The 22,194-nt window shown below is 68.0% G+C and carries 18 protein-coding genes; 13 read left to right on the top strand and 5 right to left on the bottom strand.

Annotated features, from left to right (window positions below; translation table 11 throughout):
• Nucleotides 1–114: 114 nt before the first annotated feature.
• From AC1DMQ_RS00595 to AC1DMQ_RS00585, 3 genes are read right to left on the bottom strand one after another with little or no spacing between them, the layout of a single operon-like run.
• On the bottom strand, nt 115–1,407 hold the full coding sequence (locus tag AC1DMQ_RS00595) for a peptide MFS transporter (protein WP_477031605.1): 1,293 nt from the start codon (nt 1,405–1,407) through the stop codon (nt 115–117).
• Nucleotides 1,404–2,417 (bottom strand): dipeptide epimerase, encoded by a 1,014-nt coding sequence (locus AC1DMQ_RS00590; protein ID WP_477031604.1) that lies wholly within the window; start codon nt 2,415–2,417, stop codon nt 1,404–1,406. Before AC1DMQ_RS00590 ends, AC1DMQ_RS00595 begins: the two co-directional genes overlap by 4 nt.
• A complete protein-coding gene (locus AC1DMQ_RS00585; RefSeq protein ID WP_477031603.1) occupies nt 2,417–4,438 on the bottom strand; it encodes a serine hydrolase domain-containing protein in 2,022 nt (673 codons plus the stop codon). Before AC1DMQ_RS00585 ends, AC1DMQ_RS00590 begins: the two co-directional genes overlap by 1 nt.
• A gap of 135 nt (nt 4,439–4,573) precedes the next feature.
• On the opposite strand from AC1DMQ_RS00585, the gene AC1DMQ_RS00580 reads away from it, so the two are divergent.
• From AC1DMQ_RS00580 to AC1DMQ_RS00530, 11 genes are all read left to right on the top strand, one after another.
• Nucleotides 4,574–5,221, top strand: coding sequence for a helix-turn-helix domain-containing protein (locus AC1DMQ_RS00580; protein ID WP_477031602.1), 648 nt, complete (start codon nt 4,574–4,576; stop codon nt 5,219–5,221).
• Between the two features lie 182 nt (nt 5,222–5,403).
• Complete coding sequence (locus AC1DMQ_RS00575; protein WP_477031601.1) at nt 5,404–6,579, top strand: acyl-CoA dehydrogenase family protein; 1,176 nt, start codon at nt 5,404–5,406, stop codon at nt 6,577–6,579.
• Nucleotides 6,576–7,526: a D-isomer specific 2-hydroxyacid dehydrogenase family protein gene (locus AC1DMQ_RS00570; RefSeq protein ID WP_477031600.1), complete on the top strand. Its 951-nt coding sequence runs from the start codon at nt 6,576–6,578 to the stop codon at nt 7,524–7,526. The genes AC1DMQ_RS00575 and AC1DMQ_RS00570 overlap by 4 nt, the downstream gene beginning before the upstream one ends.
• A gap of 11 nt (nt 7,527–7,537) precedes the next feature.
• Complete coding sequence (locus AC1DMQ_RS00565; RefSeq protein ID WP_477031599.1) at nt 7,538–8,380, top strand: class II aldolase/adducin family protein; 843 nt, start codon at nt 7,538–7,540, stop codon at nt 8,378–8,380.
• Nucleotides 8,380–9,384, top strand: coding sequence for an ABC transporter substrate-binding protein (locus AC1DMQ_RS00560; protein ID WP_477031598.1), 1,005 nt, complete (start codon nt 8,380–8,382; stop codon nt 9,382–9,384). The genes AC1DMQ_RS00565 and AC1DMQ_RS00560 overlap by 1 nt, the downstream gene beginning before the upstream one ends.
• Before the next feature lie 123 nt (nt 9,385–9,507).
• Complete coding sequence (locus AC1DMQ_RS00555) at nt 9,508–11,700, top strand: TonB-dependent receptor (RefSeq protein ID WP_477031597.1); 2,193 nt, start codon at nt 9,508–9,510, stop codon at nt 11,698–11,700.
• Between the two features lie 138 nt (nt 11,701–11,838).
• Nucleotides 11,839–12,081: a ComEA family DNA-binding protein gene (locus AC1DMQ_RS00550; RefSeq protein WP_477031596.1), complete on the top strand. Its 243-nt coding sequence runs from the start codon at nt 11,839–11,841 to the stop codon at nt 12,079–12,081.
• A gap of 351 nt (nt 12,082–12,432) precedes the next feature.
• Nucleotides 12,433–14,127, top strand: coding sequence for a circadian clock protein KaiC (kaiC, locus tag AC1DMQ_RS00545; RefSeq protein WP_477031595.1), 1,695 nt, complete (start codon nt 12,433–12,435; stop codon nt 14,125–14,127).
• A complete protein-coding gene (locus AC1DMQ_RS00540) occupies nt 14,124–14,462 on the top strand; it encodes a circadian clock KaiB family protein (protein WP_477031594.1) in 339 nt (112 codons plus the stop codon). Before kaiC ends, AC1DMQ_RS00540 begins: the two co-directional genes overlap by 4 nt.
• Nucleotides 14,459–14,785, top strand: a complete 327-nt coding sequence (locus tag AC1DMQ_RS00535; RefSeq protein ID WP_477031593.1) for a circadian clock KaiB family protein — start codon at nt 14,459–14,461, stop codon at nt 14,783–14,785. Before AC1DMQ_RS00540 ends, AC1DMQ_RS00535 begins: the two co-directional genes overlap by 4 nt.
• Nucleotides 14,786–14,801: 16 nt before the next feature.
• Nucleotides 14,802–16,325 carry a sensor histidine kinase gene (locus AC1DMQ_RS00530; protein WP_477031592.1) on the top strand — a complete coding sequence of 508 codons (1,524 nt, stop codon included), beginning with the start codon at nt 14,802–14,804 and terminating at the stop codon, nt 16,323–16,325.
• A 15-nt stretch (nt 16,326–16,340) separates the two neighbouring features.
• On the opposite strand, the gene AC1DMQ_RS00525 is transcribed toward AC1DMQ_RS00530, so the two are convergent.
• On the bottom strand, nt 16,341–16,550 hold the full coding sequence (locus tag AC1DMQ_RS00525) for a hypothetical protein (RefSeq protein WP_477031591.1): 210 nt from the start codon (nt 16,548–16,550) through the stop codon (nt 16,341–16,343).
• A gap of 477 nt (nt 16,551–17,027) precedes the next feature.
• Between AC1DMQ_RS00525 and AC1DMQ_RS00520 the strand changes: the two genes are divergently transcribed.
• Together AC1DMQ_RS00520 and AC1DMQ_RS00515 are read left to right on the top strand one after the other, a co-directional pair.
• Nucleotides 17,028–18,539 (top strand): ATPase domain-containing protein, encoded by a 1,512-nt coding sequence (locus AC1DMQ_RS00520; protein WP_477031590.1) that lies wholly within the window; start codon nt 17,028–17,030, stop codon nt 18,537–18,539.
• The gene (locus tag AC1DMQ_RS00515) at nt 18,532–20,589 is read left to right on the top strand and encodes an ATP-binding protein (protein WP_477031589.1); all 2,058 of its coding nucleotides are present in this window, start codon (nt 18,532–18,534) and stop codon (nt 20,587–20,589) included. The genes AC1DMQ_RS00520 and AC1DMQ_RS00515 overlap by 8 nt, the downstream gene beginning before the upstream one ends.
• A 101-nt stretch (nt 20,590–20,690) precedes the next feature.
• Here the strand turns inward: AC1DMQ_RS00515 and AC1DMQ_RS00510 are convergent, their stop codons facing one another.
• The gene (locus AC1DMQ_RS00510; protein WP_477031588.1) at nt 20,691–22,145 is read right to left on the bottom strand and encodes a DUF4832 domain-containing protein; all 1,455 of its coding nucleotides are present in this window, start codon (nt 22,143–22,145) and stop codon (nt 20,691–20,693) included.
• Nucleotides 22,146–22,194: the final 49 nt, after the last annotated feature.

Here is a 22,194-nt window from a genome sequence, read left to right as displayed (position 1 = left end):
CGGCGCTGGAGTCCGCTCGGATGTTCCCGTGCTCGACCCCGGTCATTACGTAAATTTAATCCTGATCAGGACACTTTTATCCCAATTAGAGAATTGTCAACGGCAATCGCGCGGTCAGGCGGACGGTTCGCCCGCCTCGACGCGGCGCGCCCAAGGATCGATCAGTCGCAGGAGGATCGCGGCGATGACGGCCAGTTCGGCCAGCAGCGCGAAATAGGCCGTGTGGGACATCCGGCCCCATAGAGTCCCCACCAGGCCCGCGCTGAGGCTGCCGGCGAAGATGGTCAGATACCAGGCCGCCACGGTCGTAGCCCCGAATCCGGGCGGGGCCAGGCGCGCGAACAGGCCCAGGCCCGTGGGCAGGATGAAGAGCTCGCCGAAGGTGTAGACCCCGAAGAACGCCACCAGCCACAGCCAGTGCGCCTTGCCGCCGCTGAAGGCGTCGACGGCGCAGAGCATCAGGTAGGCGCCGGCCACGATCAGAGCCCCGGTCGACATCCGCAGGGCCGGCGAGGTGTCGCGTCCGGCGTCGGCCCGCGACTTCCAACTCGCCAGCAGCATCGGCGTCATGGCCATGACCAGCAGCGGATTGAGCGACTGGAACCAGGTCATCGGCACGGTCCAGGATCCCAGCGCCCGGTCAACGCCCGCGTCGGCCCACAGGGCCACCGTGTTGCCGGCCTGCTCGTAGGCGCCGCGGAAGACGGTGACCGACAGGGCGACGGCGGCCAGGACCAGGACGGTGGGCAGACCCATCCGTCCGCGCGCGGCCAGCGACGCCGACGGCGTTGGCGCGGCCCGCGCCCTTCCCTGCTCGGCCGGCAGGTAGCGTTGCCCCCAGAGATAGATCACAAGGCCGGCCAGCATGCCGATCCCGGCCGCCGCGAAGCCGACGTGCCAGCCGAACACCTCGCCCAGCGTGCCGCAGATCAGCGGCGCCAGGAAGCCGCCGATGTTGATGCCCAGATAGTAGACGTTGTAGGCCCAGCCGCGCCGGGGATCGCCCTCCGCGTAGAGGTCGTTGATCTGGCTGGGCAGGGTGGGCAGGAACAGGCCGTTGCCCAGGGCGATCGTGGCCAGGGCCACATAGAGCAGGTCCTCGAAGCCCATCATGAAATGGCCGGCGGCCATCACGCTGGCGCCGATGATGATCGCCCGGCGCTTGCCCAGCAGCCGGTCGGCGATCACCCCGCCGACGATGGGGGTGAAATAGGCGCAGGCCGTGTAGGTCCCGTAGATCAGGGACGCCGTCCCCTGGGCCACCAGCAGTTGCTTGGTCATGTAGTAGACCAGCAGGGCCCGCATGCCGAAGTAGGAGAACTGCTCCCACATGTTCGTCAGGAACAGCACGGTCAGGCCGCGCGGCTGACCGAACCAGGGCGGGGCGTCCAGCGCCGTCCGGCTCATGCGGCGGCCGCCGCGGCGGGGCCGCCCCAGACGCCGTCGTCGGCCCAGACGGTCCCGTCGCGATAGACCACGCTGGGAGGCCGGTCCTTGGCCAGGAAGGTCGGGCCGTCCAGATCGACCAGATCGCAGACCTGGCCCAGCACGAAGCCCGGCCCCGTCGCCAGGCTGGTGCCGACCATGGTGCCGACCATGACGCCCAGGCCCAGCCGCCGCGCCTTGGCGGCCATCAGCAGGCCCTCGGTCAAGCCGCCGCACTTGTCGAGCTTGATATTGATCACCTGGAAGCGCCCGACCGCCGCCGCCACGTCGGGCAGCGACACCACGCTCTCGTCGCCCGCGATCGGCACGGCGCTGGCGAAGCCTTCCAGTTCGGCCTCGCAGCCGCGCTTGAGCGGCTGTTCGAGCAGCGAGACGCGCTCCTCGACCAGCGTGGCGACCAGGTCGTCCAGCTGGGCGCGGACGAAGCCCTGGTTGCCGTCGACGCCCAGCCAGGCGTCGGGCCGCGCGGCCCGGATCGCCCGCACCCGCGCCTGGTCCAGCGACAGGTCGCCGGTCAGCTTGATCTTGATCGACCTGGCCTGGGCGTAGCCGACCGCGCCCTGGGCCATCGCCTCGGGCGTGTCCGCGCCCAGGGTGAAGGTCGTGCGCAGCGGCCGGGGCGCGTCCAGCCCCGCCAGCCGCCAGACCGGCTGGCCGGTCCGGGCGGCCTCCAGCTCCCACAGGGCGCAGTCGACCGCGTTGCGGGCGCCGCCCGGCGGCAGGATGAACCGCAGGGCCTCGCGCGTCGGCCCCGCCTCGATCGCCGCGCGGACAGCCTCGATCTGCGCCCGCATGCCATCGGCGGTCTCGCCCAGGAAGAAGACCCCGGACGCTTCACCTCGCCCTTTCGCGCGTCCGTCCGCCAACGTCACGACGATGATGTCGCAACTGTCGAACACATGGCCGGCGATGCGAAAGGGCTGGGCCAGCCGCAGCGTTTCGCTGGCGATGTCCAGGGTCAGCGGGCCCATCAGTAGGCCACCCTCATGGCCAGCAGCCCGAAGGTGAAGGCGACGTAGAACAGCAGCAGCACGGCCAGGACCATCAGGACGCTCCAGGCCTTGCGAGGCCAACGCCGTCCGTCCGTCCAGGTCAGCCAGAGGTTCCACGCGGTGGCCGCCAGAGCCAGCGGCAGCAGCACCCAGCCCAGGGCCTGCAAGGTCCACATCAGCCAGTCCAGGCCGCCGGCCAGGGCGGCCGGGCTGGACATCAGCTGCGCCAGGCCGACGCCCCAGCCGATGAACAGGCCCAGCAGCAGCCCCAGGCTGGCGCGGGCGGCCCGGGAGGCCGTCAGCGCCTTGCCGGAAATGTCGGCCTCGGCCTTGTAGCGGCGACGCACCAGGGCGACGACCGGCCAGTAGAGGAAGCTGAGCGCCAGCACGCCGAGGCTGGCGATCAGGGCCGGCAACAGCCAGGCGCTGGACCGGGCGGCCGGCGCGCGGTCGAACACCATGAACGGCGAACCGAAATCCCAGCTCCAGCGCACGGGCTTGCCGTCGACGACCTGGGCGGCCAGGCGGTCGTGGCCGCCGACCTCGCGCCAGACATAGGGCGCGATCTCGACCCATTCGCGCGGACGGCCGTTCGGCGCCGTCAGGCTGGCGACCAGCAGCGTGCCGTTGGGACCGACCGTCACCTTGGTCTGCTCCAGCATGTAGAACAGCGACAGGAAGTTGCTGTCGGCCCGACGGCTGACCCACCAGACGCCGCTCATCAGCTTGGCGTGCTCGGCGGCGGTCTTGGCGTCGACCTTGCCGTCCGGTCCGCCGGCATAGGGGAAGTAGCGATCCGAGAAGTCGCGGAACACCGCGGTGCGCAACACGCCCGCCGCGCCCTCGCGGCCGCCGCTGTTGACCGACAGGTACAGGCCGACGCCGTCGTCCATGTAGAGGTGCAGCGACGAGTGGAAGCCCTCGGTGTCGCCCAGGTGGCCGATCACGGTCTTGCCGTTGATCGAGGTCTGGAAGAAGCCCAGCTCCATGCGGTCCAGCGGCGGGATCAGCGAGCGCGGATCGACGTGGTCCAGCGGGCTGTCGTGCATGGTCTTGGCCGTGGCCGCCGACAGGATGCGCGCGCCGTCCAGCTCGCCGCCCTGCAGCTGGGCGATCATGAAGCGGCCCATGTCCGTGCCCGTCGACGAGGCGGCGCCGGCCGGGGCCGGACCGACGATCTCGAAGCCGCTCGAGGGCTTGCCGGGCTTGGAGTAGCCGATGGCCGCCTGGCCGGCCAGGTTCGCGGGCAGCGGCTGGCGGAACGTGGTGTTCGGCATCTTCAACGGGCCGATGACGTGGCGGTCGAGATAGTCGTTGAACTTCTCGCCCGACACGCGCTCGACGACGTAGGCGGCCAGGGCCGTGCCGTAGTTCGAATAGGCCGGCGTCGTGCCCGCGTCGAAGATCCGCTTGGGCACGTTGTGCTTGACGTAGTCGCCCAGCGTCGGCTCGGGACGGTCGTAGAAGATGATGCCCTTGGCCACTTCCTCGAAGCCGGCCGTATGGGTCATCAGCTGGCGCAGGGTGACGGGCTTGCCGTGGCGCGGCGGAATCTTGAAGTCGAGATAGACATTGACGTCCTTGTCCAGGTCCAGCTTGCCGGCCTCGACCTGCTGCATCACGGCCGTCCAGGTGAACAGCTTCGAGATAGAGCCCGGGCGGAACAGGGTCTTGTCCGGATCGACCGGGGTGCGCTTGTCGCGATCGGCGTAGCCGAAGCCGCGCGTGGTCAGGATCTGGCCGTCCTTGACCACCGTGACCACCGCGCCGGGGATGTCGCCCGTGCGCAGGGCGTAGGGCATGTATCCGTCGAGCCAGAGATCGACATCGGCCTTGGTCAGGGCCGGCGTCGCCGACGGGACGGACGGCGCGACCGTCATGGACCCCGCCGCCTTGACGGCCGGCGGCGTCGCCGTCTCCTGACGCGTCTGGCCCTGGGCGGAGCCCAGCCCCGCCAGCAGCGCGAACACCGCGACAGCGGCCCCCTTGATCGCTCGCATTCCTTGACTCCCCTCGGCCAATGGCAGGATTGCTCCCACACGGCCCAGCCGATAAATTGGGAAGCAACCATCCTGATCAGGACAATTGCTATCCTGATTAGAGAATTCGTCAACAGCCATGAGGAGTCGCGGCGCGTGCCTGCAAACCCCCACACGCTTGGAACCCTGCTTCGTGGCCTGAGAGATCGTGAGGGTTTGACGCTCAAGCAGATGAGCGAGAAGAGCGGCATCCCCGTCTCGACGCTCTCCAAGGTCGAGCACGACCGCCTGACCCTGACCTATGACAAGCTGCACCAACTGGCTCAGCGCCTGGGCATGCGCATGTCGGAACTGTTCGCCGAGGACGCGGCCAGCCCGCCCCAGGCGGTCACCGCCCGTCGCAGCCTGGGCGAGGTCGAGCGCGCCGTGCGCGTCGAGACCCCGAACTACGACTACTACTACCTGCACACCGAACTGCGCGGGAAACGGATGATCCCGGTGATCACCAAGATCCGCGCCAAGAGCGCCGAGCAGTTCGGCGATCTCGTCCGCCACGCCGGCGAGGAATACATCTACGTGCTGAAGGGCCGGATCGTCGTGAACACCGAGTTCTACGACCCCGTGATCCTGGACCAGGGCCAGTCGATCTATCTCGACTCCAGCATGGGCCACGCCTACCTGGCGGCCGAAGGCTGCGACGAAGCCGAGGTCCTGGGCGTGATGTCCAGCGAAGACGAAGAACTGATGAAGGCCCTGCTGGATATCCACGAGGACCAGAAGCAGATCCACCTGTCGCGCGCCTGATCGCGGATGGACCATCAGAAACCCTGATAAGGCTTCTTAGGATAAGTCTATTGATTCAGTAGGAATTAAGCGCCCTTCTCTGGGAGGAAGGGCGCTCGCGCCGCAACGGTTCACGGAACGGCGCCGCCCATGCCCTCGACGGTCACCCCCAGAAATTCTCAGCCGCCCCGCGAGGTCGCACCGTGAGCGGCGCCGCTTTGCGGGTGACCGAAGCGCCGCCCGCCCTGCCCGATCTCGACACGGTCCTGCCCGGCCTGACCGCCGCCTTCGCCGCCACGGCCGGCCGACATGACCGCGAGGCCAGCTTCCCGACCGCCAATTTCGCGGCCCTGCGCGACGCCGGCCTGCTGGCCCTGACCGCGCCGCGCCGCCTGGGCGGGCTGGAAGCCGACCTCCCCACGGCCCTGAAGGTGGTCTCCGCCGTCGCCCGGGGCGAGCCGGCCACGGCCCTGGTGCTGGTCATGCAGTACCTGTTCCACGCCTCGGTCGAGGGCCGCTCCGGCTGGCCCGAGCACCTGAAGCAGCGGGTGATCGGCGAGGCGATCACCGACGGCGCCCTGATCAACGCCCTGCGGGTCGAGCCGGATCTCGGCACGCCCGCGCGCGGCGGCCTGCCCGCCACCATCGCCCGCCGCACGCCCGAGGGCTGGCGGATCAGCGGCCGCAAGATCTACTCCACCGGCTCCACCGCCCTGACCTGGTTCGTGGTCTGGGCCCGCTCGGACGATCCCGAACCCCTGGTCGGCGGCTGGCTGGTCCGCGCCGACACGCCAGGCGTGGTCATCGAGGAGACCTGGGACCACCTGGGCCTGCGCGCCAGCGCCAGCCACGACGTGATCTTCGAGGACGTGCTGGTTCCGCTGGACCACGCCCTGGACCCGCAGCCGGTCGGCGCCCCGCCGCCCTATCCGGCGACCTTCGCGGCCTGGTCGGCGGTGCTGACGGCGGCGATCTACGACGCCGTGGCCCGGGCGGCGCGCGACTGGCTGGTCGAGTTCCTGGCCAACCGCAAGCCGGCCAATCTGGGCGCGGCGCTGTCCACCCTGCCGCGCTTCCAGGAGGCGGTCGGCGACATCGACGGCTTGCTGCTCTCCAACCGCGTCCTGCTGGACACCGCCGCGCGCGGCGAGGTCGGCGGGGTCGAGGCGGGCCTGGTCAAGCACCTGGTCACCGAGAACGCCATCAGCGTGGTCGAGAAGGCCCTGAAGCTGACCGGCAACCCCGGCCTGACCCGGCACAACGACCTGGAGCGCCATCACCGCGACGTGCTGTGCGGCCGCGTCCACACCCCGCAGTCCGACGTCGTGCTGACCGGCGCCGGCAAGGCCGCCTTCGCCGCGCATGAGGCCGCCAAGTGAGCCGCCTGATCGTCGCCAGCCAACTGCCCGAGCTGTTCAACAGCGTCTTCGCCCAGCACGCCGGCGACGCCGAGATCATCGCGGTGCCGCCGGGCCTGCACGCACCCCTGCCCGCCGAGGCCAAGGTCCTGGTCGCCGCCCCGTTCCGCAAGGCGGGCGGCGTGCTGCCCGCCAAGGCCCCGGCCGGCTGGCCCTATGACCTCAAGTGGGTGCAGTTGGTCTCGGTCGGCATCGACTTCTATCCCGACTGGCTGTTCGACGGCCCGGTGGTGACCTCGGCGCGCGGCTCTTCGGCCGTGGCGTTGGCCGAGTTCGCCCTGGCCGCCATCCTGGCCGAGGCCAAGCGCCTTCCCGACATCTGGATCGACAAGGCCGAGCGCTGGTCGCCGTCGCCGCTGAAACTGATCTTCGGCACGACCCTGGGCCTGGTCGGCTTCGGGGCGATCGGCGAGGCCCTGGCCCCGCGCGCCCAGGCCCTGGGCCTGGACGTCATCGCCACCCGCCGCTCGGACAAGCCGATCCCGACCCCGGGCGTCGAGCGCGTCGCCGACCTGAAGACCCTGTTCGCCCGCAGCGACCATGTCGTGCTGGCCGCCCCCGCCACGCCGGAGACCCAGCGCCTGATCGGCCGCGAAGTGCTGGCCGCCGCCAAGCCGGGCCTGCACCTGATCAACATCGCCCGCGGCGCCCTGATCGACGACGAGGCCCTGCTGGAGGCGCTGGACGACGGCCGCGTGGCCCGCGCCAGCCTCGACGTCACCCATCCCGAGCCGCTGACCGAGGGCCACCCGTTCTACAGCCACCCCAAGGTCCGGCTGTCGCCGCACACCTCGGTCCACACACCCGACACCCGCATCAACCTGGCGACCCGCTTCGCCGAGAACCTCGCCCGCTTCCGGTCCGGCGCGCCCCTGGCCGACGTCGTCGACCTGTCGCGCGGCTACTGAAGGACATCGCCATGACCGCCATCAGCCCGGCCCGGGCTTTCACCTCCCAGGGTCCGCACCCCGCCAAGATCGAGACCGTGCTGCCGGAGTTCGGCTCCAAGGTCCTGCCGGTCCAGCCGACCCACGAGCAGGAGCGGCTGTATCGCAAGCAGCGGCTGGCCGCCTCGTATCGCCTGTTCGGCCGCTACGGCTTCGACATGGGCGGGGCCGGCCACATCACCGCCCGCGACCCGGAGCTGACCGACCACTTCTGGGTCAATCCGTTCGGCGTCCACTTCTCGCGGATCAAGGTCTCGGACCTGATGCTGGTCAGCCATGCCGGCGAGATCGTCCAGCCGCCGGCCAAGGTCCCCGCCCGGCTGAACCGCGCCGCCTTCGCCATCCATTCCCAACTGCACGAGGCGCGGCCCGACGTGGTCGCCGCCGCCCATTCGCACTCGCTGTACGGCAAGGCCTGGTCGGCCCTGGGCCGGCTGCTGGCCCCCCTGACCCAGGACTCGGCGGCCTTCTACGACGACCACGCCCTGTTCGAGGAATTCTCGGGCGTGGTGCTGGACGCCAGCGAGGGTCAGAAGATCGCCAAGGCCCTGGGGCCGAAGAAGGCCGTGATCCTGCAAAACCACGGCATCCTGACCGTCGGCCAATCGGTCGAGGCCGCCGTCTGGCGCTACCTGGCGCTGGAGAACGCCTGCCAGACCCAACTGCTGGCCGAGGCCGCCGGCCAGACCAAGCCGATGCCGCCCGAGGTCGCCAAGCACACCGCCGGCCAGGTCGGCAGCGAGGCCGGCGGCTTCTGGGCCTTCCAGCCCTACTGGGACGTGGTCACCGAAGAAGAGCCGGACCTGTTCGACTGATGATCCTTTCCCGACGCCACCTCCTCGCCGGCGGTTTCCCAGTCGCCGGCTTGGCCGTCGCCGGCCTCTCGACGCTGGCCGCCTGCTCGCCCGGCAAGACCGCCAGGCCCGGTTCGCTTGAAGACCTGACGCTGCGCGCGGCCACCTATCGCGGCAATCTGGACGCCTTCTTCCAGGAGGCCGGCGTCGCCGACACGCCCTACAAGGTCGCCAAGTCGCAGTTCGCCGGCGGCAACCTGATCGCCGAGGCCATCAACGCCGGGGCCCTGGATGTCGGCGGCATGAGCGAGATCCCGCCGATCTTCGTGGCCGGCGCGCCCGGCAACCAGGTCCGCATCGTGGCCGTGCTGCAGGGCGACGTGAACAATCAGGTGGTGCTGGTCCCCAAGGACAGCCGGGCCCAGACCTTCGCCGATCTGAAGGGCAAGCGGATCGGCTATGTGAAGGCCACCACCTCGCACTACATCCTGCTGCGCCTGCTGGATGAAGCCGGCCTGAAATGGACGGACATCAAGCCGATCGCCCTGTCGCCGCAGGACGGGCTGGCGGCGTTTTCGAGCGGCGCGGTCGACGCCTGGGTGATCTATGGCGTCGTCGTCCAGCAGGCCCGTCAGGCCGGAGCGCGGGTGCTGCGCACGGCCCTGGGCATCCTGTCGGGCAATTATCTGGTCGCCGCTTCCAAGGCGGCCCTGGACGATCCCCTCAAGCGCCAGGCGGTGGGCGACTATCTGGGCCGCTATGCCAAGGTGGCCGAATGGGCCAACGCCGACGACGCGCGGTGGGCCCAGGCCCGAAGCGTCGCCACCGGCGTTCCCGCCGAGCTGTATCTGCGCGAGTTCAAGGAGCGCAGCAGCCCGACCAGGCTGCTGAGGATCAGCGACGCCGCCATCGCTTCGCAGCAGGGCGTCGCCGACGCCTTCACGGCAGCCGGCCTGATTCCCGGCAAGGTCGACGTTCGCCCCCTGTGGGACGACCGCCTGAGCAGTGTTCTTCCCAAGGGGTAGAAATACTCAATCAGTATATTTGAGATCACGATATGAGCGAACCTCTAAGCTTATAGATTTTATATGGATTGAGGCGCAACAAGTCTTCGACACTTATCCTCGACAACAAGAACGGGGATAATCATGTCGCTACGCTATATCTCGCTGTACTGGATTTCCGGAACCTCCGCCCTGGCGCTGGCGGCCGCCGCTCAGGCCGCGACGCCGGCGTCGCCCGCCGTCGCCGAGCCCGACGCCAACGCCGCCCCGGCCGTCGAGCAGGTGGTCGTCACCGCCGAGCGCCGGGCCACCGACCTGCAGAAGACCGCCATCGCCATCTCGGCCTTCAGCCAGCAGGTCCTGGCCGACCGCAAGGTCGACAGCATCCGCGACCTGTCCGGCCAGATCCCCAATCTCAGCATCAGCCGGGTCACGATCAGCCACACCACCCAGACCTACGCCCTGCGCGGCGTGGGCGAGAGCGATCCGATCCAGGAGCCGGTGCTGGCGGTCTATGTCGACGACGTCTACATCCCGCGCCAGATCGGCTCGATGGTCGAGTTCAACGACCTGGAGCGGGTGGAGGTGCTGCGCGGCCCGCAGGGCACGCTGTACGGCCGCAACTCCAGCGCCGGGGCCCTGCGGATCATCACCCGCGACCCGGGCGACGCCTTCCGCGCCAAGGCCGAGGTCGGTCTGGGAAACTACGGCGCGGTCGACGTGCGCGGCCTGATCGAGGGGCCGCTGGTCGAGGGCAAGCTGGCCGGCAGCCTGTCCTACATCCATCACAGCCGCGACGGAGTCACCTTCGACCCAACCCTGAACCACGACGTCAACCGCATCGACCTGGACGCCTACCGCGCCAAGCTGCGCTGGACGCCGACCGATCGCTGGGACGTGCTGTTGACGGTCAACGCCCTGAAGGACCGCAGCGACAGCCGCAGCTATGTGCCGGTCATCCAGCCGAACGGCGCGCACCGCACCGACCGCTCCTATTCGGAAGTCGAGCCGAAGCAGGATCTGGACCAGATCAGCGGCGCCCTGCGCGTGCAGTACGAGCTGAACGACAATCTGAAACTGAAGTCCGTCACCTCGTACGGCGGCTTCAACCTCAACCCCGTCTACTACGACAATGACGGCCAGGCGGCGCTGATCCAGAAGAACCTGATCCACTACAACGACCAGTACGTCACCCAGGAAGTCCAGCTGAACGGCGACTACGGCAAGGTGACCTTCACCAGCGGCCTGTTCTATCTGCACGAACGGTTCTTCGTGCAGCGCGACGGCTACAGCCGCCGCAACGCCCTGCCCACCGACCCCGTGGCCACGCCCGGCAACTACGGCTTCGCCCGCGCCCACAACATCACCAACACCGACGCCTACGCGGTCTTCGGCGAGGCCAGCTATGCGCTGAACGATCGCCTCAGCGTCACCGGCGGCCTGCGCTGGACCAACGAGGAGAAGGAGTTCACCTTCGACAACAAGGTCCTGAACCTGCAGGGCCAGGTGGTGGGCCAGTCGATCGCCGGCCAGGCCGACAAGATCTTCTCGGCCGTCACGCCCAAGCTGTCGGCCCAGTTCCAGTGGACGCCGGACGTCCTGCAGTACGTGACCTGGTCCAAGGGCTTCAAGTCGGGCGGCTTCGACAACCGCGCCACGCGGCTGGACCTGGCCACCCGCCCCTTCGCCCCCGAGAACGTCGACGCCTACGAGACGGGCTTGAAGACAGAGCTGTTCGACCACCGCGCGCGGGTGAACCTGGCGGTGTTCTACAACGACTACCAGGACCTGCAGGTCAGCTACAGCGACCCCGCCTATCCGGGCAATTCGGTGCGGTCGAACGCCGGCAAGGCCCACACCTACGGCGTGGAGCTGGAGACCGACATCCGCGCCACCGAACGCCTGAGCCTCCAGGCCTCGGCCGGCTACCTGTTCGCGGTCTACGACAAGTACCGGAACGCCGGCGGGATCGGGGTGAACGCCGACGGCCACCGGCTGCTGAACTCGCCGCGCTGGAGCCTGTCGGGCGCGATCACCTACGATGTTCCCATCGAAATCCCCGGCGAACTGCGCGTCGGGCTGAACGCCCAGTTCCAGACCAAGACCTATTTCAACGCCCTGCAGCGCCCGCAGGACGAGGCCCCGGCCCAGACCTTCCTCAACGGCGTGGTCACCTGGCAGACCCCGGACCCGCGCTGGAGCGTGGTGCTGTCGGGCCGCAACCTGCTGGAGTCCGACGAACCGGTCAGCGTCACCTACACGCCGGCCACGGGGGTCTACTACAAGAACTACCCGGACCCGCGGACCTGGCTGGTCACGCTGAAATACGCGCTGTGATCCGCCGAGCGTGAGCGGGCCGCCTCCCCGGGCTGCGCAAAGCTGCCCGGGGAGGGCGTCGCGCAAGCCGGCGAATACGATGAAGGCGCTCTTCCCCTCGGCGGCGGAACCTTAGCTTTAGCCGAACCTTCTATCGCCATGATCGATCTCAACAGCGCCAGCATCCACGATATCGCCAACGCCGGGATCGAGCCCGCGGTCGCCCGCGAAATGGTGTTCTGGGGCCCCTTCCGGACCTGGGAAGATCTCCTTTGGATCCAGGGCGTCGACGACGCGATCCTGGATCGACTGAGAACGGAATTCGAGATTGGCCGGGGCGCCGACGCAAACTGGACCATGCCAAAGCCGTTCACACTTTCCGCGGCCAGCACAGCCCACTGAGAAGGCCTGATTTCGGCGCTCGTGGAGCACCCGCGATCGGCGGCGGGCGGCTTGCACGGCCAGGGCCCTTGCCTCGACAGCGGGGGGCATCCGACGAAAGTTTCATCAAGTTATTGTCGGCGAAATTCGTCGATTGGACGGCTTGATCTCGTAGATTTTGCTCGGATGTCGCCCGTAAAAACCCCTTCCTGACGGCGTCAAAAAGCTAGAAAATATCGAATTTTTACTGCGAATTATTTTGAAGGCGCGCCGAGATTCACGCCTTTTTACTCTATAAAATTCGATCTTTTGCGCGACTTGAAGCCATCGCTGCTGTACTTCGGCCTGACAGTTCACGCTAGCGACGACGCCATGACCCAACAGATCAAGACGACAGCCGAACACCTCCAAAAGGCGCCGAGCGGCATCGCCGGCCTGGACGAGATCACCTTCGGCGGTCTGCCCAAGGGCCGCCCGACCCTGATCGCCGGCGCCGCGGGCTGCGGCAAGACGCTCTTTGCCCTGACCTTCCTCGTCAAGGGCGCGACCGCCTATGACGAGCCAGGCGTCTTCATGACCTTCGAGGAACGCGCCGACGATCTGGTGCAGAACGTCAGCTCCCTTGGCTATGACCTGCCAAGGCTGATCGCCGAGAAGAAGCTGGTCATCGACTATGTGCGTGTCGAGCGCAGCGAGATCGAGCATAGCGGCGAATACGACCTGGAAGGCCTGTTCGTCAGGCTCGGACACGCCATCGACAAGATCGGGGCGAAACGCGTTGTCCTGGACACGCTGGAAGCGCTGTTTTCCGGCCTGGGCGACGGTCCCGTGCTCCGCGCGGAGCTTCGCCGGCTCTTCCAGTGGCTCAAGGATCGCGGCGTCACCGCGGTGATCACTGCCGAGCGCGGCTCCGAAGGCCAGCTCACCCGCCACGGCCTGGAGGAGTACGTCTCCGACTGCGTGATCGCGCTCGACAACCGGGTCGAGGAACAGATCACCACGCGGCGCCTGCGGGTCATGAAGTATCGGGGTTCGGCCCACGGCACCAACGAGTACCCGTTCCTCATCGACAAGKGCGGCATCAGCGTGCTGCCGGTGACCTCGGCCGGCCTCTCGCATTCGATCTCCGACGAGGTTGTTTCCAGCGGGATCGGCGGCATCGACGCCATGCTGGGCGTGGGCGGCTACTATCGCGGCTCGAGCGTGCTGCTGTCGGGTCCCTCGGGGACCGGCAAGACCACCTTCGGATCCAACTTCGTCAACGCCGCCTGCCTGGCGGGACAGCGGGCGATCTATTTCTCCTTCGAGGAATCTCCCGAGCAGATCGTGCGAAACATGCGCTCCGTCGGCCTGGACCTGGGTTCGCACGTGGCCGCCGGCCTGCTGCGCTTCGAGTCGTCCCGGCCCAGCCTCTTTGGCCTCGAGATGCACCTGGTGCTGATGATCCGCCAGATCGACGCCTTCAACCCGGCGGTCGTCGTCGTCGATCCGATCTCCGCGTTCCGGGGCTCCGAAAGCGAGATCCACGCCACGCTGCTGAGGTTGGTGGACTACCTCAAGGTCAAGGGCATCACGGTGGTCTTCAACAACCTGGTCAACGGCGAGCAGGACGACCGCAACGAACAAAGCCTGTCCTCGCTGATGGACGTCTGGATCGGCCTGCACGACCTGGAAGCCAACGGCGAACGCAACCGCGGCCTGTTCGTGCTCAAGGCGCGCGGCATGAGCCACTCTAATCAGATCCGCGAGTATCACTTGAGCTCCGACGGCGTCACCCTGATGGAACCCTATATCGGACCCCATGGTGTGCTGACCGGCAGCGCCCGCATCGTCCAGGAGGCGCAGGAAGAGGCCGCCGCCCTCGAACGCCGGGACGAGGTCAATCGTCGCCAGCGCGAATTCGCCGAGAAGAGGAGCGCCGCCGAACGCCAGATCACCGAAACCCGCGAGGCGCTCCAGCGCGAGGAAGTCGAACTGCTTGCGTTGGACACGGTCGATGAGCGCAAGGAGCAGACCCTGACCGCCAGCCGGTCGGCGGCGGCCACCCGCCGCGGGGCGACGACATGACCTCGCCCACGACGCCGGACGCGCCGGGTGAAGGAGACGCCGAGGTTCCGGACGGCGGCGTCTTCCATTTCCGGCTCTATGTCGCCGGCCAGACGCCCAAGTCGCTCGCGGCGATCAGGAACCTGACCCTGCTCTGCGACACCCACTTGCCGGGCCGCCACAAGATCGAGGTGCTCGACCTGGCCGAGAATCCCGAACTCGCGGCCCAGGACCAGATCATCGCCATCCCCACCCTGGTGCGCAGCCTGCCCCCGCCGCTCAAGCGCATGATCGGCACGCTGGCCGATCCCGAGAAGTTCCTTATCGGACTCGACTACAGCAGGCCCGCGTCATGACCCGCCCGGACAACAACACCCCTGCTTCCAGGCACGTTCTGAGGCTCTACGTCACCGGTTCGACGCAACGGTCCACCCGGGCGATCGCCAACCTGCGGCGAGTGCTGGAAAGCGAACTGCCCGACCGCTACGACCTGGAAGTCGTCGACATGTACGAAAACCCGGAGGCGGCGAGCGAGCATCAGATCCTCGCCGCGCCGACCCTGATCAAGCTGCAGCCGGAACCCGTGCAACGGATGATCGGCGACCTTTCCGACACCGACCGCGTGCTGCGCGGCCTTGGCCTGCCGGCGAAAGGCGGCCTTGACGATGGATCAAAGTAGTCCCCGCTCCGCGCCCATGTCGCTTGCCTCCGAGGTTCTGGACCTTCGGCTGCAACTGGCCGAGGCGCTCGAGACGCTGGAGGCGATCCGCAACGGCGAAGTGGACGCCGTGGTGGTGGGGGGACCCGACAACCGAAAGGTCTACACGCTCGAAACGGCCGACCGGTCCTACCGGCTTCTGATCGAGCAGATGACCGAAGGCGCCCTGATGGTCAGCCGGGACGGCGCATTGCTGTACGGCAATCGCGCCTTGGCCGAGATGCTGGGCGCCGAGCCCAGCGCCCTGATCGCCACGGGCCTTCGACCGTTCGTCAGGCCGGAGTCGCTGGCCGACCTGCAACGCCTGCTCGGAGAGGGCGGCAAGGCCGAACTGGCCCTGCGGCGCGCGGCCACCGCCGAGACCTTCATCGCTCAGCTGTCCCTGACCCAGATGGACCCGCCGGACGGCCCGTTTCTCTGCGGCGTGCTCACCGACCTGACCGCGACCTACGCGCAAGCCAGGGAAGTGGCCGAAGCCAAATCCGCGCTGGCGGTCGAAGCGGCGCACCGTGAAAGCGACGAACGCTACCGCCTGATCCTCGAAGGCGTGCGCGACTACGCGATCATGGCCACCGATCTTGATCAGACCGTGACGATCTGGAACGCCGGCGCCCAGCAGATCCTGGGCTGGCAGGCGACCGAACTGATCGGGCGGGCCTTCCCCCCGATCTGGACCCAGGCGGACAAGGCCCTCCAGGCCGACGACCGGGAGCGCGCGCGCTGCCTGCAAGACGGCCGGACCGAAGAAGAGCGCTGGCACGTGCGCAAGGATGGAACGGCCTTTTGGTCCCACACCCTGATGACGCCGCTTCGCCGCGACGACGGTCAGCTGATCGGCTTCCTGAAAATCCTTCGCGACCGCACCGAGCAGCGCGCCGCGGACGAGAAGCAAAGCCTGCTGATCAACGAGCTGAACCACCGGGTCAAGAATACGCTGGCCACGGTTCAATCCATCGCGGCCCAAACCCTGCGCTCCGCGGCGAGCGTTGACGACGCCCGGGCCGCGCTGGAAGAGCGCCTCATCGCCCTGTCGCTCGCCCATGACGTCCTGACCCGCGAAAGTTGGGAAGGGGCGGAAATGCGCGAAATCGTCACGTTGGCCATATCGCCCTATGTGGGCGCGGACGCGTCTCGCATCGTCACGGGCGGTCCCGAGGTCCGCCTGGAGCCGACCATGGCGCTGGCCATGGCGATGGCCTTGCAGGAGCTGGCAACCAACGCGGTGAAGTATGGCGCGCTTTCGACGCCGACGGGCCGGCTCAGCATCCTTTGGACCCTGGAGGCCGGGGTCATCCGCCTCGAATGGGAGGAAAAGGACGGCCCGATCGTGGCTCCGCCCCTGCACCGCGGCTTTGGATCCCGCCTTATCGAACGCAGCCTCTCGGCCGCCCTGGGCGGCGACGCCGCGATCGACTTCGCCCCCAGCGGCGTCATCTGCGTGATAACCGCCGTCATCGCGCCCGTGGCGGCTTCCTCGCGCGAGCTCAGCATCGTCGGCTGACGCCGCGTCGGCGGGCTAATCGTCTTCGGACGGCGCCCCCGCGCTGGAAGGTTCGCCCGGGCGTGAGGGTTGCTCATCCTCCAGCCCTTCGGTTTGCGCGGACTCGTCTCCGAGACGCTCCCAAAGTTGCGCCATCCGCAGGTATTGGTCGCGCAACACGGGCGATTGGGCCGCCAGCAAATTCATCTTCGTCGCCTGACGGCGACAATCCTCGGCGGTGCGCATGCGCTAGCAACGCGTGCCCTGGGGTTTGGCCCGGCGTCGCCGAAAATATAAGTGCTTCAGAAAAATCCGCCGGACGTCAGGGCGCGATCCAGACGAGTTTCAAGACGGGAGGCGTTTCGAGAAACTCGCCGGCAAGCAGCCGCCATTCCAGGGCGTCGACCTCATACTGCCTGCGCTTCAAGGAATCTAAGGCGGCGGCGGCGAGCCGTTCACATTCATCCGCCCGCCGGCGCCTGTAGGTTCGCGAGAACATGGCGCGACTATGTCATGAGTCCGACATTACTGCCTGGCAATTCGACTTCATCCGCGAGTTCGCGCGACGGCAAGACTGCGGCGCCTTCCCGTCTCGGTCGCGCGTCCATCGTCCAACGCCTCTGCCCGTCGAAGAAACCTTGGCTTTAGCTCGGGGTTATCTTCCAGCGGGTCGGCCTAAGGACGACCGCCACAGGGTCGGGAGACCCGTTGCGAGGAGCGTGCATGCCGGTCGATCTCATCCCGCCAACGACAGAGCCCCGTGTCGCCACAGGCGTGCCCGGCCTGGACGAGATTCTTGGCGGCGGCCTGACCCGCGATCGCATCTACCTGGTCGAGGGCACGCCAGGCTCGGGCAAGACGACCTTGGCCTTGCAGTTCCTGCTCAAGGGGCGCGAGCTGGGCGAGAGCGGCCTCTACATCACCCTGTCGGAAACCGAGACCGAACTTAAGGCCGCCGCCGCCAGCCACGGCTGGTCGCTGGACGGCGTCGACTTGTTCGAGCTGGTCAGCGAGGAAGGCCTGGATCCCGACAGCGAACAATCGGTCCTGCACCCGTCCGACGTCGAACTCGGCGAAACGACCCGCGGCGTGATGCGACAGGTCGAGGCGACCAAGCCGATGCGGGTCGTGTTCGACAGTCTGTCGGAAATGCGTCTCCTGGCCCAGAACCCCCTGCGCCACCGCCGGCAAATCCTGGCGCTCAAGCATTTCTTCTCGACCCGCAAGTGCACGGTGCTGCTGCTGGACGACCAGACCGCCGAGGACGGCGACTTGCAGCTGCACAGCATCGCCCATGGCGTGATCAGCCTGCAGCGCAGCCCCCAGGAATACGGCTCCCAGCGCCGCCGGCTGGAAATCGTCAAGATGCGCGGCATCAAGTACCGCGGCGGCTTCCACGATTTCGAACTCGACACCGGCGGGATCACGGTCTTCGAGCGGCTGGTGGCGGCCCGTCATCACGCGGAGTTCACTCACGAGATCGTTTCGACCGGATCGGCCGAACTGGACGCCTTGATCGGCGGCGGCCTGTCGCGCGGCACCAACACCCTGATCAGCGGCCCCTCCGGCGTGGGCAAGACCACCACGGCGGTGCGGTGCGTGCTCAGCGCGCTCGAACGCGGCGAGAAGGTCGCCTACTACCTGTTCGACGAGGGCCTGCCGACCCTGCTGGCGCGGTCCAGGGCCCTGGGCATGGAGCTGCAGCCCTTCCTCGACAACGGCCAGCTGACGATCCGGGCGATCGACCCGGCCGAACTGTCGCCGGGCGAGTTCGCCTGCCACGTCCGGGATGCGGTCGAGAAGGGCCGCGCGGCCCAGATCGTGATCGACAGCCTCAACGCCTATCTGCAAGCCATGCCCGGTCAGAAGTTCCTGCTTCTGCAGATGCACGAGTTGCTGACCTATCTGAACCAGCAAGGCGTCGTCACCCTGCTCATCCTGGGTCAGCACGGCTTCATCGGCGAGGTCCGCAGCGACATCGACCTCAGCTATCTCAGCGACAGCATCCTGCTGTTTCGGTTCTTCGAGGCCGCGGGGTCGGTGCGCACGGCGATCTCGGCGGTCAAGAGCCGCACCACCGAACACGAAAAGACCATTCGGGAGATCCGACTGACCAGCGCCGGCATCGAGGTCGGCGAGGCGCTGACCGATTTCCAGGGCGTCATGTCGGGCCTGCCCTCCTATGAAGGCAAGGTCGCCATGCTCGGCGCAGCGGAGCCCGGCGCGAATGGATGAGCGCATCCTGATCCTGGCCCCCCGGGGGCGGGACGCGCCGGTGATCGCTGAAACCCTGACCTCTACCGGCTACCGCGTCCTGATTTGCCCGGACCTGTCGACCCTGACCGAGGCCCTCGCTCAAAACGCCGGGGCCGCGATCCTCACCGAGGAGGCGCTGGCGCAGGATGCGACCGAAACCCTGACCGCCTGGCTCGCGGCTCAGCCGTCCTGGTCGGATTTTCCGTTCATCGTGCTGGTCACCAAGCAGCCGGGCAAACGCGCTCAGGTCGACGCCGAGCGGCTGCGGGCGATCGGCAACGTCGTGCTGCTGGAGCGCCCCATCAACGCCGAAACGCTGGTCAGCGCGGCGGCCTCGGCCGTGCGGGCCCGGCAACGGCAATACCGGGCGCGCGATCACCTCGCCGACCAGATCAAGGCCGAAGAGCAGCTGCGCTTCGCGCTCGACGCGGGTCATCTGGGCGCGTGGGAGCTCGAGCTTGGAAGCCACGTGCTTTCCGCCTCGCCCATGGCCAAGGCGCATTTCGGCCGCGCGCCGGAGCAGACCCTTACGCTGGCCGATGTCGAGGCGGCGGTGCATCCCGACGACGCTGCACGACGCTCGGCGGACTTGGATGCCGCCCTCAGCCAAGGCGGGGACTACAACGTAGAGTACCGGGTGATTTGGCCCGACGAAAGCGTCCACTGGCTGCAGGTTCGCGGGCGGCTGAATTCGGACAAGCCGGGCGCGCCGCGACGGATGTCGGGCGTGACGCTGGACATCACCGAGCGAAAGGCGGCGGAAGCCGCGTTGTTGGCGATGAACGAGACGCTGGAGCGCCGCATCAGTGAAAGCGTCCATGAACTGCAACGCTCCAACGAGCGTCTGCTCAACGAGATCGGCGAGCGAGAGCAGGCCCAGGCGGCGCTCGTGCAGGCCCAGAAAATGGACGCGATCGGCCAGCTGACGGGCGGCATCGCCCACGACTTCAACAACCTCCTGACCGCCATCGTCGGCAATATCGACATGATCGAGCGGCGCAGCGACGACCCACGCATTCAGCGCATGGCGGCCAACGCCAGGGAGGGCGTGGAGCGGGCCACCAAGCTGACCGCCCAGCTTCTGGCCTTCTCGCGAAGCCAGCAGCTGGACCTGCAGGCCGTCGAGGTCGACGCCTTGATCGACGGCATGGGCGATCTGCTGGCCAGGACCCTGGGCCACACGGTGGAGATCAGGACCGATCTGCGAGCGGGCTCGGCCCGAGCCAACGCCGATCCCAACCAGCTGGAATTGGCGATCCTCAACCTGGCGATCAACGCCCGCGACGCCATGAGCAACGGCGGGACCGTCACGGTCTCGAGCCGCCTGGCCGAGGATTGGCACGAGGGGTTGCAGCCGGGACGCCACGTGGTCATCGCCGTCAGCGACACCGGCCACGGCATCCCCGCGGAGCTGCTGCAGAAGGTGCTGGACCCGTTCTTCACCACCAAGGGCGTGGGCAAGGGCACCGGCCTGGGCCTCAGTCAGGTCTATGGCATCGCCACCCAGTCGGGCGGCACGGTGCGCATCGACAGCACCGTCGGCGAAGGCACCACGATCGAGATCTGGCTGCCGGTCAGCGACGCGGCCGAACGCCTGCATGCGAGCGAAATCCCGACCGGCGAAACGCCCCTGAGCCACGGCGAACGGATTCTCGTGGTCGACGACGACGCCGGCGTGCGCAGGTTCATCGTCCAGTGCCTGCGATCGCTCGGATACGCGGTGACCGAGGCGTCGGGCGGCCAGGCCGGCCTTGATCGGATCGCCACCGACCGGCCGGACCTGATGGTGGTCGACTTCGCGATGCCGGGCGTCAACGGCGCCCAGGTCGCGGCCCAGGCTCGGGAGGCGTCGCCCGCCCTGGCCGTGCTGCTGGTCACGGGCTACGCCGACGCCAAAGCGATCAAGGACCTCGTCAAGTCAGAGGCCGTGCTGCGCAAGCCCTTCAAGGTCAGCGATCTGGCCATCGCGGTGCGTCGCGCCCTGGAGGAAGCCGGCCCCCCGGCGCTTCTTCCGCACCAAGCTCGCTGAACGTCAGGCGTCGGCGCCCATTCTCGCCAGAATGAGTCGAAGGGCCGCCCTTCGTCGCGACCTATGACGGGGCCAAGGCCTCCGCGGCGAAGTTGAAGTTGCTACTTCGGCGTCACGTCCACCGTGGTCCCCAACGCAAAGGCGCCGCGCCGTTCGTCCCACCCCTGGCCCTTCGCGCGGTCGTCGGCGTTGGCCAGGCGGATGGCGAAGCGGGGATCGTCCTTGAGGCGCGGTCCAGCGTCCGGGAGGGCCAGCCAGACTTCCTGCGCGCCCGACACGTCGTTGGGCAGGGTGACCGTCAGCGTTTCGCTCGTGTCCGCTCCCGGCAGCCACCGGCGCGGATCGGCGCCCCGCGCCGGCAGCCGGCGAACCGCGCCCGACGCGCGGTCGCGCAGCAGGATCTCCACCGGCCGGGGATTGTAGAGCCGGGCCCAGCCCGAGTTGCGAAACACGAGCGAGACCGAAAACACGCCGCCCGGGGCGATCGCGGCGGGATGGCTGACCTTGACCAGGGCGAAGCGGTAACCCATCCGGCGGCGCACCTCGTCGATACACCCCTGCTTGCGCCACTTGTCATGGAACAGGCGGCGGTAATAGCCGTCGTTCAGATAGGTCAGGTTATAGCGCGCGCCCTCGCCCAGGATGTCGGCGCAGGCCGTGCGCGGCCGAGGATCGGGATCGTCGGCCGGATTGCAGGTCTCCCCGCCGAAGGGCGCCAGGTCGCCCTGCGCGTCGGCATATCGCCGCTCACGCTCGCGCGGGTCCGCTGCTTCGTCATAGGTGCCGACATCGGTGTCGCTCGCCAGGAAGCAGTCGTTGTGAAACCCGATGCGGAACGAGCCGTCCAGCGCCGCGTCCAGGCCCGGCAGTTTGGGCGTCCAGGCCTGGATGTAGGGCGGATAGCGGAACTGGACGAAGCGCGTGACGGGCGTCGCATCCAGCAGGGCGTCCTTGATCCGGGTCCGGCTCGCGGGCGTGGTGAGGTCGTTTGACGAGGTGTGCCATTCACCCCATGCGCCGATGAAGCCCGCCTGCATGAAGGCGATCACATCCTCATTGCGCTGGAGCAGCGGCTTGAGTTGCGTCAGGTGCGCCAGCACCCGAGCCAGGGACGCGTCCCGCGCGTCGCGGTACTGGGTCTCCCCGCGTGGATAGTTGTAGGTCGCGCGGACGATCAGCTTGACGCCGCCCTGGCGCGCCGTCTCGAACGCGGCGTCGATCCGGTCGAGAAACGCCGCCGGCAGGTCGCTGTCGCGATAGGGTTCGAGGTTGATCCGCGCATAGATCAGCCGATCGCCCTTGGCGTAGGTCCGCGCCACGAACGCCGCGCCCAGGGCGTCGAGATCGGTGTCGGCCGCCTGGTAGAAGCCCCGCTCGGGGTTGGCGAGATCGGCTTCGGTGAAGCGAAAATCGGCGACCGCGACGGCGGCGGGCGAGCTCGGCCCAGCCTCGGCCCGGGCCTGGGCTTGAGGGACTCCGGCCAGCAGGAAGGCGGCCGACAGCAACGCCGACCGCGCAAGGCTGAGCCGTTCCTTCGCCTTGGGCGATGAGGGCAAGACGCCACCTGTTTGATGTGTACTGGAAAGAATCCGCCGCCGGCCGCCC

This window comes from Caulobacter sp. 05L422, assembly GCF_056397765.1.
Note: the sequence above shows the minus strand (reverse complement) of the source record. Positions and strands in the feature narration are given on the sequence as shown.

What these genes read in the sequence shown, in the direction of transcription:
- AC1DMQ_RS00595 (WP_477031605.1), bottom strand. Translation starts at nt 1,407, where the DNA reads ATGAGCCGGACGGCGCTGGACGCCCCGCCCTGGTTCGGTCAGCCGCGC.
- AC1DMQ_RS00590 (WP_477031604.1), bottom strand. Translation starts at nt 2,417, where the DNA reads ATGGGCCCGCTGACCCTGGACATCGCCAGCGAAACGCTGCGGCTGGCC.
- AC1DMQ_RS00585 (WP_477031603.1), bottom strand. Translation starts at nt 4,438, where the DNA reads ATGCGAGCGATCAAGGGGGCCGCTGTCGCGGTGTTCGCGCTGCTGGCG.
- AC1DMQ_RS00565 (WP_477031599.1), top strand. Translation starts at nt 7,538, where the DNA reads ATGACCGCCATCAGCCCGGCCCGGGCTTTCACCTCCCAGGGTCCGCAC.
- AC1DMQ_RS00560 (WP_477031598.1), top strand. Translation starts at nt 8,380, where the DNA reads ATGATCCTTTCCCGACGCCACCTCCTCGCCGGCGGTTTCCCAGTCGCC.
- AC1DMQ_RS00555 (WP_477031597.1), top strand. Translation starts at nt 9,508, where the DNA reads ATGTCGCTACGCTATATCTCGCTGTACTGGATTTCCGGAACCTCCGCC.
- AC1DMQ_RS00550 (WP_477031596.1), top strand. Translation starts at nt 11,839, where the DNA reads ATGATCGATCTCAACAGCGCCAGCATCCACGATATCGCCAACGCCGGG.
- AC1DMQ_RS00540 (WP_477031594.1), top strand. Translation starts at nt 14,124, where the DNA reads ATGACCTCGCCCACGACGCCGGACGCGCCGGGTGAAGGAGACGCCGAG.
- AC1DMQ_RS00535 (WP_477031593.1), top strand. Translation starts at nt 14,459, where the DNA reads ATGACCCGCCCGGACAACAACACCCCTGCTTCCAGGCACGTTCTGAGG.
- AC1DMQ_RS00530 (WP_477031592.1), top strand. Translation starts at nt 14,802, where the DNA reads ATGTCGCTTGCCTCCGAGGTTCTGGACCTTCGGCTGCAACTGGCCGAG.
- AC1DMQ_RS00525 (WP_477031591.1), bottom strand. Translation starts at nt 16,550, where the DNA reads ATGCGCACCGCCGAGGATTGTCGCCGTCAGGCGACGAAGATGAATTTG.
- AC1DMQ_RS00520 (WP_477031590.1), top strand. Translation starts at nt 17,028, where the DNA reads ATGCCGGTCGATCTCATCCCGCCAACGACAGAGCCCCGTGTCGCCACA.
- AC1DMQ_RS00515 (WP_477031589.1), top strand. Translation starts at nt 18,532, where the DNA reads ATGGATGAGCGCATCCTGATCCTGGCCCCCCGGGGGCGGGACGCGCCG.